The following is a 13653-nucleotide window of genomic DNA, read 5'->3' as shown; positions in this document are numbered from 1 at the left end:
CAATAAAAATTGAGCCTTTTTTTGATGTGTATGAGCGATTATTGACCGATCCATTGGCGGATTTTTTCACGCTCTTCATCGCTGGCATTGAGCCACAGCTGCATAAATCCATCCAAATTATCAGGATTGGCACGCGCTGGTGCTGGAGCTGGTGCTTGAGTGGGCGCTGGGGCTTGGCTATTGATGGCGGCGATGGCTTTTTGATTTGAGCTGACCGCCGATTCACCACGACCAAACAAGCCGCCAATGGTGCCTGTGATGCCACTAAGAATACCAGTGCGAGTTTCGCTGATGCTCTCTTGGGTGACGATGGTGCCATTGTGGCTAACAGCTAGGCTAGGCGCTTTGGCGTATTCTTTGGCAGCGGTGTAGTTATTTGGCTGATTTGGCATGATGAGCTGATAAGTTTGGTTATCCGCCAAATCCGCGGTGACGGTGATATTGCCAGATTTTAGGTAATCATGCTCGTTATTGCGCAGGTTAAATAGGCGGTCATAGCGCGCCGTGATCACATGGCGACCTGGCTCAAGGGTGAAATTTTGTTGTAGTGGCTGCAGCAGACCGTGACGAACCTCTTGACCATTGATGGCAGTGACTTTGATATTATCATCAACTTTCAGTTGTACTTGGGCTAGAGCAGCGGTGCTGATTAAGCTGCTGGCCAATAAAGTGAGCGCGATTTTTTTCATGAATTATCCTTGTGGCTTTGGTTGAAATGTCGCTTTGGCTAAGATCTCGACAATTATGCATAACATAGCATTATTTATAAGATTTTACCAGTCATTTCAAATGCTGTTGATCGGCAGTATGATACTAAGTCAATGGCGCAACTCTGCTGCAGCCGATGGCATCAAGTCGCTTTCGCCAATTTCTAATAAAAAAGTCTGGTGTAAGATGAGGTTTTTGGCCTCGGTGATGGTTTTTTTGGGGATTTGTACGCGTGATAAACGGGTCAGTAGCGGACGAATCTGATCAAGCACGGTGTTGATATCGCCAGCATTGCGTGGGCCTTCGTGCAATAGATAATCAAAAATCTCAGCAGGCAGCTTCCAATTTTTCTTTTTTAGGATGGTATCAAGTAAGATGCGACGATCCTCGACATCATCGTGATCTGGCAAAGTCAGCATTGGTGCTAACGATAAGCGCGTGTGCAGGTCCAGCAGGCCGATTTGTAACTCGCGTGCTGTGTCATCAGCAAAATATAAAATCTGCTTTTGGTGTTCGCGAATGCGATTGATCAGATGAAATAGGCCTTCTTGCCATTCATAGCTTAGGCGCACCAGTTGCAAATCATCGACGATGATCAGATCAAACATCTCAAGACCGACCAACGCGGTGGCGTGAGGATCTTCTTCGATGAGTTCAGATAAGTTTAGGCTGATGGCGCTTCTGCCAGTCATGGAGGTAAAATGATCATAAATGGCGTTGGCCAAATGCGTCTTGCCAAAGCCCAAAGCACCGACCAAAAAAAGCTCGCGTAAGCTGCCGTGTACCAATTTATCGATGGCGTCTAGAATGGGACGAAAGCTTTCGGAGCGAAAATCATCGAGCGACGCTTCAGGCCGAATGTCGAGATTGAGTGAATTTTGGATCGCTTGGGTCATGTGACAGCCTTATTTTTGGCCATCAAAATGGCGTAAGCGGCGTTTATAATTATCGTTCGCTGCTTAAGTTTTGATGGCTAAAATATCAGTTCTGGTGTTTTTTTGGTATGTATATATACCATATTTTGTGTATGGCAGCAAGTCATTTATCAAAAATTCACAGCTCGTCTTCATCCCATAAGGGTAGCTGCTTGCGACCTTTATGCCATTCGCTGCCCAAATAAGCTTCATAAGCATAATGAAACAGCACATTAATCACTGCCGAGACAGGTAGGGCGATCAGCATGCCAACAAACCCAAACAGCGATGCACCAGCCAAGACCGCAAAAATTACCCATAATGGCGACAGACCGATCTTATCACCCAGTAATAAAGGCTGCAATACATAACCTTCGACTGCCTGACCCACCATAAACGCACCAAAGATCAAGCCCAGTGACACCCAATCCAGCCCAAACTGAAACAATCCTGCGATCAGTGCAGCGATGATGCCAATACCAAAGCCAAGATAAGGCACAAAACTTGCGATGCCAGCTGTGATGCCGATGATCAGACCAAGCTGTAAGCCAATGAGCTGCAGCTGAATGGCATAGACAGCGCCCAATAGCAGCATTACCAAAAATTGACCTTTGGCAAAATTCATCAAAGCATCATCACAGTCTTTGGTGATGCGGACGACTTTTTTGGTATAAGGCTTTGGAATGGCAGATTTCCAAGTCTGTAGCCGTTGATCCCAACCCAGCAAAAAATAAAAAGTTAAAATCGGGATCAACACGACCAAGCCAATATTATTTGCCGCAGTCAGACCTGAGCTAAAGACTTGTTTGACCAGTCCTTGGACATCGGTGACTTGATAGTTATTTTGAAAATAAGTCAGTGCTGTATTGGATATCAAATCCAGATCCAGTGGCAACAGTTCGCTATCGGTGTACTGAGCGATCCAAGTGCGACCTGCGTCATTATACCATGCGATGATGCGCGGCAGTGACTCCCATAACAGCTGCGCCTGCGCCCAGAGCATCGGCACCAGCCAAATGATCAAAGTGCTGGTGACAAAAAAGCAGCTGACATACACCACAGTGATCGCCAAAATCCGAGGCATGATCAATGATAAGCGCTTGACCAAAGGATTTAAAAAATAGGCCAAAATAAAAGCGGCCAAAAATGGTGCAATCACGGTTTTCATCAAAAACAGTGCATATAAAAACACGCACAGCGCGGCTAAAATAAACAAGCGGCGAAAAAATGGATCGATTCTGGCTGGATACATAAAATTGATAACATTAAATAAAAAGTTGCTGGCTATTGTAGGGGATTTTGTTGGGATTTGCATGTAATTTTATGTGTATTTATTTAAAGTCTGGTAATGATAAAATCCCATCTTTATGATGACCTTGCTTAACCATCAACCGCGCCGATCTACTGATAGCCGGTAAAGAGTGATGCCATTGATGCCAAAAATTAGCGATACAATGATAAAGTGAGCAGAAGTTTGTCACAATTGGCAGAAAATGGCGTGTGAAACGATATTTTTGCTCAAAAATTTGGTATAATTCACCTGATAATTTTATTGATGCTAATTCAACTAAGGGCAAATCATGACACAACAAACTTCACTCAGCTACAAAGACGCAGGCGTGGACATTGACGCAGGCGAGGCGCTGGTTTCTCGTATCAAATCAGTGGCAAAGGCGACGACTCGCCCTGAAGTGATGGGCGGCTTGGGCGGCTTTGGCGCATTGTGCCGTATCCCAGCTGGCTATAAATCACCGCTATTGGTCTCTGGTACAGACGGTGTTGGTACTAAGCTAAAGTTGGCACTACAGCTGAATCGCCATGAGACCATCGGTCAAGACTTGGTGGCAATGTGTGTCAATGACCTACTGGTTTGCGGTGCTGAGCCGCTGTTTTTCTTAGATTATTATGCAACAGGCAAACTGGATGTTGATACAGCAGCGACGGTGATCTCAGGTATTGGTGATGGCTGTCAGCTTGCCAACTGCGCCTTGATCGGTGGTGAGACTGCTGAGATGCCAGGGATGTACCAAGACGAAGATTATGACTTGGCGGGCTTTTGTGTTGGTGTGGTCGAAGAATCTGAAGTCATCACAGGCGACAATGTTCAACAAGGTGATGTGCTGATTGCACTGGCATCAAGTGGCGCACACTCAAATGGCTATTCGCTAATCCGCAAAGTCATCGAAGTGACGGGTACAGATGTGGCGAACGAAAAACTGGGCGAGCGTTCATTGGCGGATGCACTGATGGCACCAACACGCATCTATGTCAAATCAGTCAATGCGCTGCAAAAATCACTGGGCAATGCCAATATCCATGCGATGGCACACATCACAGGTGGCGGCCTGACTGAGAACTTACCACGCGTACTGCCTGAGAACTTGGCTGCTCAAATTGACACATCAAGCTGGGCGTTGCCAGAAGTGTTCCAGTGGCTACAAAAAGGCGGCAACATCGAGACGCTTGAGATGTATCGTACCTTCAACTGTGGCGTGGGCTTTATTCTAGCCATCCCTGCGGACAAGGCTGAGCAAGCGATGAGCGAGCTGGCTGCTAGTGGCGAGACCGTCTGGAAAATCGGTGAAATCGTCGAACGCACCGATAAAGCTGTGGTGTATATCTGATGAGCAATCGCCGTCTAAAAGTCGCTGTGCTGGTCTCAGGCAGCGGCTCAAATCTGCAAGTGATGATCGATGCTATGCAGGCAGGTACCTTGCCCATCGACATCATCGGTGTGATTAGCAATCGTGAAGATGCGTATGCTATCACCCGAGCCAACACTGCCAACATCCCTGTGGCGGTATTGTCTCATGTACCGAGTGGCAAGCGTATGAGTATCGCCACCTTTGAAAAGCATGCTTTGGCTCAGATCGAAGCTTGGTCACCTGATTTGGTGGTGCTGGCAGGCTTTATGCGCGTGCTATCAGCTGAGTTTATCCATGCCGTGCCATGTGCGATGATCAATCTGCATCCGTCACTATTGCCTGCCTATAAGGGGCTGGATACTCATGCACGAGTGATTCGCTCAGGTGATCGGTATCATGGCTGCAGCGTGCATTTGGTGACGCCTGAACTGGATGCTGGACAGGTATTGACCCAAGCTTGGCTGTCTGTCGATGAGCATGATACCGCTGAGGGTCTTGGTAAGCGAGTACAAAAGCTTGAGCATCAGCTCGTACCAGCGACTTTGGATTTGATCGCCAAAAATGTGCTGGAGCTTGATGCCATCAAGGTAGGGCGGATAACTGGACTTTTGAAGTTGCCATTACGATTTTGGCTACATGAAACACAAAAATGATCAAAGGCGTCTTAGGGCGCTTTTTTTATGCTTTGTGTGATGATGCGTATATAAATAAAAACCCTTGGCAATCACCAAGGGCTTCTCGAATATGGCTCCCCAACCTGGGCTCGAACCAGGGACACACGGATTAACAGTCCGATGCTCTACCGACTGAGCTATTGGGGAATGATGGTGGGTCGTGCAGGATTCGAACCTGCGACCAATTGATTAAAAGTCAACTGCTCTACCAACTGAGCTAACGACCCGTTAGCGATACTAGGATAAATGGTGGGTCGTGCAGGATTCGAACCTGCGACCAATTGATTAAAAGTCAACTGCTCTACCAACTGAGCTAACGACCCATTTATCTAGTCGGATACGGTACTCCGTATCGCTAATGTGGTGCATATTATACGCATAATTTTTATGATTGCAAGCATTAATTTGCAAAAAATCCAAAAATTTTCAAAATTTTAGCAAAAAGCACACCAGACCTTGATTTTATTGGATGATATTTGCTGTGCTTCAGTATTAACCACGCATCATAAACCTACGCTGCCATCAGTGCGATTAATTACGACTCAGTGCATCCACAGGATTTAGCTGTGATGCCGAGCGGGCAGGCAAAAAGCCAAATACCACGCCAATCAGCGTTGAGCAGACAAAAGCAGCCACGATGGATAAGGGTGAATACACCACGCTAAAATCTCCACCACCGAATTTATTAATCAGCTCACCGATGGCAAAGGCAAACGCCACGCCCAACACGCCGCCAAGAATACACACAAGCACCGCTTCAATCAAAAACTGCTGCATGATATCACTTTGGCGAGCACCAACTGCCATACGTACACCGATTTCGCTGGTGCGTTCGGTGACTGAGACGAGCATGATATTCATCACGCCGATACCACCGACGATGAGTGAGATGATGGCGATGGACGATACCAGCAAGGTCATCGTGCCTGTGGTGGATTCGACCGTCTGACGGATAGAATCGGTATTCATGATATTAAAATCATCGGTGCCGTGGCGAGATTTTATCAGATCACTGATGGCGGTCTCGGCGACGCTCGATGGTGTCGCATCATCAATCAGCACCACAAAGCGATCAATATAGCTTGTGCCAAGCATTCGATGCATCACGGTGGTGTAGGGCATATAAAGCTGTGGCGTGTTGTTTTGGCGGCCAAAACTGGTGCTTTTGTTGGATAAGACGCCAACCACTTGACCGGGAACTTTGCCGACTAGAATAATCTCACCGATTGGATTGCCTTCACCATTAAAGAAGGTCTTATAAGCATTATTATCCAAGATAATATCTTGGGTGAGCTTATTGACGCTATCGGCAGTGAAGCCTTGTCCCATGACGAGCTTCTCGCCAGTGACCGCCAGATAATCTTTGCCCACACCATTGACACTGGCGGATGCTTCGACATTTTTGTAGCGAGCGGTGACGCTACTATCAACCTGTGGGCTGACGCTTTTGGCATAAGGCTGAGCGGCGACAGCTTCAGCATCGGCAGTGGTGAGATTGTCATGACCGTACTTGCGGCGTGGATCGCCAAAAGGATAACCATCGATGACCGTGATGGTATTGGTGCCCAGCTGATTGATATCGGCTAGAATTTTTTGTTGTGAGCCTTGACCTAGACCCACCACAGAGACCACCGATGCGATGCCGATGATGATGCCGAGCATGGTCAAAAGCGTTCGCATCTTGTGGGCTTTCATGGCGTACAGCGACATTTTGAACGCTTCTTTTAGCCGATCAAAAAAACCAAATAAGGCATTTTTTGTGTCCGGTTTTTGACGTGAATGGTCGCTGTGGCTGATGTTGGTGCGATGGGTGGCGTGCTCGGTGTAGTAGTCGGCGATGACTTGACCATCTTTGAGCTCAATCACGCGTTCAGCTTCGGCAGCAAGCTTAGGATCGTGCGTGACCATGATGATGGTATGGCCTTTGTCCTTGAGTTCGTGCAGGATTTTCATCACTTCGATGCCTGAGTGGCTATCAAGTGCACCTGTCGGCTCATCAGCTAGGATGATGTCACCACCATTCATCAAAGCACGAGCGATGGAGACGCGTTGCTGCTGACCGCCTGAGAGCTGATTTGGGCGGTTTTGGGTTTTATCCCCTAAGCCTAGAGAGGTCAGTAATTCAGCTGCACGAGCGCGACGCTTGGCGGTATCCATACCAGCATAGACGGCAGGGACGGTGACATTATCCAGCGCATTGATATCACCAAGCAGATGATATCGCTGAAAAATAAAGCCAAAATGCTCACGGCGTAATTGTGCCAACTCTTCGGTATCCATTTCATCGACTGAGCGACCAAAGATGGCATAGTGCCCACCACTGGCTTTATCAAGGCAGCCCAAGATATTCATCAAAGTGGATTTGCCTGAGCCTGACTGACCGATGATGGCAACCATCTCGCCTTGGTACAGCGTGAGATTGATGCCGTGCAAGATGCGGATTTGGCTATCGCCAGCTGGAAAATCTCGCACCAAATCACGCACTTCGATCAAAGGTGTCTTGCCTTGATGGGGATTGAGTGTTTGCATCATCATCGCCTTACATCATCGGTGGACGGTTATTGCTTCGGCTTTGGTTGGATGATTGTCCTTGACTTTGTTCGCCAATGACAATGACATCCCCTTTGCTCAGCCCTGATTTGATCTCGGCATTGACACGGTTATCGATACCAACTTCGACTTCGACAGGCTTGGCAAAACCATCTTCGCCAATGATACGAACGGTGCTTTTGCCATCTTTGGTCTCGATGGCAGATGATGGCACGACAAGTACGCCACGCACAGCATTGATGATGATATTGACTTGAGCAGTCATATCGATACGAAATTTACCCTCGCTATTATCCACATCTAAGTAGCCGATATAATACACCGCTGAGTCGGTGCTACTGGTGTCGCTGATGGTCTCAGGCGCAGGTTCGACACCGTTTAAGATAGCATCAAACTGCTGATCGGGATTGCCAATGATGTTAAATCGGGCTGGCATATTTGGGGTGATATTCACCACATCCGCTTCTGAGATTTGGGCGTTGATACGCACACGGCTAAGGTCGGCAAGCGTGACGATGGTCGGTGCTGATTGATTGGCATTGACTGTGGTGCCTTGTTTTTGGTTGATGGCGACGACCGTCCCGTCCATCGGCGCACGAATGGTGGTGTAGCTTAGGTCTTCTTGGGCGGTGATGACATCATTTTGGGCTTTGGTGATGGCGGCTTGTTGGCTGTCAATGGCAAGTTTGGCGTTATTCACCGCTGTGATGGCATTTTGATAATTGGCTTTGGCGGTGGCAAGAGCGGCTTTGGCGACTTCCAGATTTGATCTGGCTTCATCGTATTCTTCGCGGCTGATGGCGTTGATGTCGATGAGACCTGCTAGGCGATTAAAGCTTTGTTCGGCTTTTTTGAGTTCAGCTTGGCGAGTGTCGATGGTGGCTTGGGCGCTTGCGACATCACCTTGTTTGCTTGCCAAATCACCACGCGCTTGATTGAGGCTGGCTTCGGCTTGAGATAGTGATGCTTGGGCGTTTGAGACGGTGTTTTTTTGTTCGACTTGGCTGATTTGGGCAATCAAATCCCCTTTTTTGACCTGATCACCGATCTCGACATACAGCCTGGTGATCTCGCCTGAGACCTGTGCGCCGACTTCGACAGTTTGGATGGCTTTGATTTTACCTGATGCCAGTACGGTGTTTTCGATATCGCCTGTCTCGACAGTGGTTGTCAGATACTCGGGTGCGGTTTGGGTGGGGTTGAATTTTTTATAAACAAAAAAAGCTATGATGGCAAGCACAAGTGCAAGGATAATCCACTTCAAATAACGGCTGAATTTCACGGATTTGAGCGGTTTTGCGGTGGGTTTGGTGGCGGACATGAGTTATCCTAATTATGATTTACAAAATGATGATGTACAAACAGACATAGTGTAACTGAAATTTGGGCGAAATGATAACAATTTTTATTTATAGAAGAATTTGACCAGATGCGAATTATGTAGAGAATTGTTATAATTTTGTAATTTTTATAAATGGGTGTTATGGACAGCTGCGGTCTTTAGGGTTGGTATAAAAATACAAGCTGATGACGACATCATTTGGATGTAGTGATGAGGGTTCGATGCGTAATTCTTGTTGGTTGAGGCAGTACAGTGTCGTAGTCGCATCAGAACCGGTGGTGATTTGCCAGTTGTGTTCGATGGCATTGGTGTGCACAAGCTGAGTCAGCGTTTCGCTCTTGGGATATGAATGGCTGATGCCAACAAAATCCGCACCTTGTTTGTGAGCATGAAAAATGCGTGTTGGTTCGCCCAGGCCTTTGGTAAGCTTAGGCATTTCTTGTTGAAATTCTTGGAAAATCTTTGTGCGATTGGCATAGGGTTTGTCACGGCCATAAGGGCGTTCACCACTGATCACAAAGTGTGCGATACTGATCACAAAGACAATCACTGGCACTATAAAGGCAAAGGGGTGTGTGTTCATACACTTACCTGTAGCACATCCACGCCACAAATCCCCAAAATCAACCGCTCAAGCTGACGCCAGACATTGGCATCGCTGAGTCCTTTGATGCTTTTATCAATCTCATACACATCACTGATGGTATGGTTGATACTCTGCGGGCTTAGGCGATTGGATAGGCGATAATAGCTGTTTTCTTTATTTCGCCAAATGCCAAGGCTTTGGGCATCTTTACCTGCTTGTAGACCTGCAATGGCTTGCAAATCCTTATTAATCGCCCAGAGGATAATGCTGGGCGCGGTGTCGGTTTGCTTAAGATGATGCAGGATTTTGAGTGACTGTATGGCATTTTGGGCGATGAGTGCATCAGACAGATCAAAGACGCTAAAACTACCACCTTCGGTCAATAGCGTCATCAAAGTGTCACTATGAATATGCGTCGGCGTGCTTTGAGTAGGTGCGGTGTGGTTGAATGATAATCGCCACAGGGTCTGATAGGCGGTGAGTAAATCATGCTCGGTATGGCTCATCAATATCCGCCAAGCATCGGTATCAAGCGTCATATTTAGGCGTGTTGCCCAGTAGTGTAAGAGTTCTTGACGCTGCTTTTCGTTATAGATATTGCCATCAATGATGGTGCCATGGGTATCAAACAGCCGAAATGCTTTGGTGGCTTGGGATTTTTTATCTTGCTTGGGTAGTAGCCAAATCAGATGATGGCTGCTATTGCCTGCTTTGACATCATCAGCAAAGCGAGCCAGTGCATCCATCGTATCATTATCAGGCTTATGTTTGCCTGTCACGATGATGGCACTGGATTCGGCAAACAGCGATAGGGCAGACAGCTCATTGATGGCTTCTTGCCACTGCTTGGGGCTATTGAGTTCAATGCGTTTGATGAATTGGCTGTGTGCTTGCCAGCTTGGGCGACAAGCATCGATGAGCCACTGTAGTACCAATGGCTCATCCGAATGCACAAGCCATAATCCGCACAGCTGTTTTGGTGCTTGGGATAGACTTTGGGCAAGTGCCAAAAATCGCTGCTGCATCAGGGATTCTGTACTCTGCCAAGCGTGTAGTATTGTTCAGCGATGCGATGAGCTAGGCTGTTTTGCAGCCAGATTTTGGCTTGTTCGCCTTGTTGATCACTGGTGGCGACACTTGCTTCGTTGTACTGATAGCTGCGTTCGACTTGCACGGTATGGGTGTGTGTTTGGTCAGTCAGCTGATAGCTGACATCGGCGGTCAGCACCAAACGAATCTCGGTCAGCACGCCAAGCAGCTTGTACTCACGATAGCGCAGGTTGCTGATTTTGATGTGTTGGCTGGCAGTGTCATCGGTTACGATGCCAAGCTGAGCCAGCTGTGTGCTAAGCTTGGGCTTAAGTGCAAAGGCCACCGCGTCATTGTCAGTGATCAGTGCTACTTGGGTATGATGCGGTGCCAGTTGCACGCCAGTATTACCGACGCCACGCAGACCAAAGCCACAGGCGGTCAGTGTCATGACACTCACCGCAACTAAGCTTGCTTTGATTAGATGATTGATTTTCATTAGCTACCTGCCACCACGAAGCTGATCAGTTTATTTGGCACGACGATTTCTTTTTTGATTTCGCCGGTGATGAACTTAGCAACACCTTCTAGTGCTTTGGCTTCACGGATCAGCGTATCATTATCAGTGCCAACAGCGACTTCCATCTTGCCGCGTACTTTACCATTGACTTGTACGACCATCGTGATGGTGTCATTCACCAGTGCTGATTCATCCAGAGCTGGATAAGTGACTGTGCGAGTGTCCACACCAAGCTCATTCAATAGATACTCACCGACATGTGGTGCGTATAGCGACAGCATGGCAAGCAAAGCATGGATGGCTTCGTGGCGTACTGCCAGCTCATTATCGTTTGTTGCCTCAAAGCTTGCAATCTCATTGCACAGCTCCATCAGGCTAGAGACTGGTGTATTTAGTGCCAAATGCTCACCTAGGCTGACATCGATTTTGGCGATGGTTTCGTGTGTCTTGCGGCGTAGGTCTTTGGCAGCTTTTGATAAATTGGCTTTATCGATATCGCCAACGGCTTTATTGCTGATGGCGTCAATATGTTCGCCAACGGTACGCCATACTTTTTTGACAAAGTTATGCGGGCCTTTGAGTGCTGAATCTGACCATTCGAGAGTCTGATCAGCAGGGGCGGTGAATAGCGTGTATAGACGCACTGTGTCCGCACCGTATTGCTCGATGATTTCTTGTGGATCGACGCCGTTGTTTTTCGACTTACTCATTTTCTCGATTTTGCCGATGATGACAGGTTCGCCATCAGCTTTGAGTGTCGCGCCACTGACTTCAGTACCATTCATCACAAGGTCGATCTCATGTGGGAAATAGTATGACTTTGAGCCATCAGCATTTTCACGATAATACGTGCCAGCCAGCACCATACCTTGGGCAAGTAGATTGGCAAATGGCTCATCACCGCTCACCAGGCCCTCATCACGCATCACCTTGTGGAAGAAGCGTGCGTATAGCAAATGTAGGACAGCGTGCTCAACACCGCCAACATACTGATCCACAGGCAGCCATTTGTCAGCTGCAGCACGGTCAATCATTTGCGTGTCGTCATGTGGGCTGGCAAAACGCTGTGCATACCAGCTAGACTCCACAAAAGTATCAAAAGTATCTGTCTCACGCTCGGCAGGCTGACCGCATTTTGGGCAGGTGCAGTTGATGAATTCTGGCATATTTTTGAGTGGATTGCCACGACCATCAGGGATGACATCGGTCGGTAGCACCACTGGCAAATCCGCTTCATCGACAGGGACAGTACCGCAGTATTCACAGTTCACCATCGGAATTGGGCAGCCCCAATAACGCTGACGGCTCACGCCCCAGTCACGCAGGCGGTATTGAATGGTGGCTTTGCCAAGATTTTTGGCACTGACGATTTCTTCGACTTTGGCGGTGGCATCAGCTGATGATAGACCATCGAGTACGCCTGAGTTGATGCAGTAGCCTGTGTCTTTATCGCCGTACCATTCTTGCCACTCACGGCTGTCGTATTGACCTTGTTTGTCTTTGAAGTCAATGACTTGGGTGATTGGTAGGTTGTATTTATTGGCAAATTCAAAATCACGCTCATCATGTGCAGGTACGCCCATCACCGCACCTGAGCCGTAGCTCATCAGTACATAGTTGGCGACCCAAACAGGAACATTTTCGCCAGTGATTGGGTGGGTGGCAAATAGGCCAGTATCCATGCCGACTTTTTCGGCTTTGGCAAGGTCGGCTTCTGCTACCGAGCCTTGTTTGCATTCGGCACAAAACTGTGCAATCGCTTCATTTTGCTTGGCGGCATATTGTGCCAAAGGATGCTCAGCAGCCACTGCCAAATAGCTGACGCCCATCACGGTATCAGGGCGAGTGGTGAATACACGCAGTACATCGTCATTGCCATCGATGTGATAAGCAAAATCCAGCTCCATACCACGGCTTTTGCCAATCCAGTTGTGCTGCATTGATAGTACTTGTTTTGGCCAATAACCTTCTAGAGTTTTTAGGTCGTCAAGCAGCTCATCAGCATAGTCGGTGATCTTAAAATAGTACATCGGGATGTCGCGTTTTTCGACAATCGCACCTGAACGCCAGCCACGACCATCCACCACTTGCTCATTGGCAAGGACGGTATTATCCACAGGATCCCAGTTTACGGTGGCAAGTTTTTTGTACACCAAGCCTTTTTTGTAGAGTTGTAAAAACAGCCACTGCTCCCAGCGGTAGTATTCAGGCGTACAGGTGGCAAATTCACGAGACCAGTCAATCGATAGACCCAACGCCTTGAGCTGCTCACGCATATTATCGATGTTTTGGAAGGTCCACTTGGCAGGGGCGACCGCATTGGCGATGGCGGCGTTTTCGGCAGGCAGACCGAACGCATCCCAACCCATCGGCTGCATGACATCATAGCCTTTTTGGCGATAATAACGGCTTAGCACATCGGTGATGGCATAGTTACGCACATGACCCATATGCAGTTTGCCACTTGGATAAGGGAACATTGACAGCATATAGCGAGTCGGTTTATCGCTTGGCTCGTTGGTGGTGTGATAGCGTTTGTCATTGTCCCATTGGGCTTGCAACTGGCTTTCGATGCTGGCAAAATCATAATTTTCTAAAGAAATTTTCATGTCTTTATCCAAAATAGCAAATTAAAATTAAATTGTGAAAAATAACATCGTATTATACCGAAAAATGCCAAGAATT

Annotated in this window: 11 protein-coding genes and 3 tRNA genes; 2 read left to right on the top strand and 12 right to left on the bottom strand. The window is 47.7% G+C overall.

Annotated elements, in window-relative coordinates; translation table 11 throughout:
- Positions 1-38 precede the first annotated feature (38 nt).
- The 3 genes from AZ602_RS04920 to AZ602_RS04910 form a co-directional block, all read right to left on the bottom strand.
- On the bottom strand, positions 39-689 hold the full coding sequence (locus AZ602_RS04920) for a DUF2057 family protein (RefSeq protein ID WP_103033963.1): 651 nt from the start codon (positions 687-689) through the stop codon (positions 39-41).
- Between the two features lie 129 nt (positions 690-818).
- Complete coding sequence (locus AZ602_RS04915; RefSeq protein ID WP_103033962.1) at positions 819-1604, bottom strand: DnaA ATPase domain-containing protein; 786 nt, start codon at positions 1602-1604, stop codon at positions 819-821.
- A gap of 157 nt (positions 1605-1761) precedes the next feature.
- Positions 1762-2874 carry an AI-2E family transporter gene (locus tag AZ602_RS04910; protein ID WP_103033961.1) on the bottom strand — a complete coding sequence of 371 codons (1113 nt, stop codon included), beginning with the start codon at positions 2872-2874 and terminating at the stop codon, positions 1762-1764.
- A 328-nt stretch (positions 2875-3202) separates the two neighbouring features.
- Between AZ602_RS04910 and purM the strand changes: the two genes are divergently transcribed.
- Positions 3203-4246, top strand: a complete 1044-nt coding sequence (gene purM / locus AZ602_RS04905) for a phosphoribosylformylglycinamidine cyclo-ligase (RefSeq protein WP_103033960.1) — start codon at positions 3203-3205, stop codon at positions 4244-4246.
- Positions 4246-4920 (top strand): phosphoribosylglycinamide formyltransferase, encoded by a 675-nt coding sequence (gene purN, locus AZ602_RS04900; protein ID WP_103033959.1) that lies wholly within the window; start codon positions 4246-4248, stop codon positions 4918-4920. Before purM ends, purN begins: the two co-directional genes overlap by 1 nt.
- A gap of 92 nt (positions 4921-5012) precedes the next feature.
- Here purN and AZ602_RS04895 read toward each other — a convergent pair.
- The 9 genes from AZ602_RS04895 to leuS form a co-directional block, all read right to left on the bottom strand.
- A tRNA-Asn gene (locus AZ602_RS04895) sits at positions 5013-5088 on the bottom strand.
- Between the two features lie 4 nt (positions 5089-5092).
- Positions 5093-5168: transfer RNA gene (locus tag AZ602_RS04890), tRNA-Lys, on the bottom strand.
- A 20-nt stretch (positions 5169-5188) separates the two neighbouring features.
- Positions 5189-5264: transfer RNA gene (locus AZ602_RS04885), tRNA-Lys, on the bottom strand.
- Between the two features lie 208 nt (positions 5265-5472).
- The gene (locus AZ602_RS04880; RefSeq protein ID WP_199174088.1) at positions 5473-7476 is read right to left on the bottom strand and encodes a MacB family efflux pump subunit; all 2004 of its coding nucleotides are present in this window, start codon (positions 7474-7476) and stop codon (positions 5473-5475) included.
- Between the two features lie 4 nt (positions 7477-7480).
- Positions 7481-8812, bottom strand: coding sequence for an efflux RND transporter periplasmic adaptor subunit (locus AZ602_RS04875; RefSeq protein ID WP_103033957.1), 1332 nt, complete (start codon positions 8810-8812; stop codon positions 7481-7483).
- 160 nt (positions 8813-8972) lie between these two features.
- The gene (locus tag AZ602_RS04870) at positions 8973-9416 is read right to left on the bottom strand and encodes a hypothetical protein (RefSeq protein WP_103033956.1); all 444 of its coding nucleotides are present in this window, start codon (positions 9414-9416) and stop codon (positions 8973-8975) included.
- Positions 9413-10444, bottom strand: a complete 1032-nt coding sequence (gene holA / locus AZ602_RS04865) for a DNA polymerase III subunit delta (protein ID WP_103033955.1) — start codon at positions 10442-10444, stop codon at positions 9413-9415. Before holA ends, AZ602_RS04870 begins: the two co-directional genes overlap by 4 nt.
- A complete protein-coding gene (locus AZ602_RS04860) occupies positions 10444-10947 on the bottom strand; it encodes a hypothetical protein (RefSeq protein WP_103033954.1) in 504 nt (167 codons plus the stop codon). The genes holA and AZ602_RS04860 overlap by 1 nt, the downstream gene beginning before the upstream one ends.
- A complete protein-coding gene (leuS, locus tag AZ602_RS04855; RefSeq protein ID WP_103033953.1) occupies positions 10947-13577 on the bottom strand; it encodes a leucine--tRNA ligase in 2631 nt (876 codons plus the stop codon). The genes AZ602_RS04860 and leuS overlap by 1 nt, the downstream gene beginning before the upstream one ends.
- Positions 13578-13653: the final 76 nt, after the last annotated feature.

Origin of the sequence: Moraxella sp. RCAD0137 (assembly GCF_002894025.1) — a bacterium.
Classification (GTDB): domain Bacteria; phylum Pseudomonadota; class Gammaproteobacteria; order Pseudomonadales; family Moraxellaceae; genus Moraxella; species Moraxella porci.
This window is presented reverse-complemented; position numbering and strand designations above follow the sequence as displayed.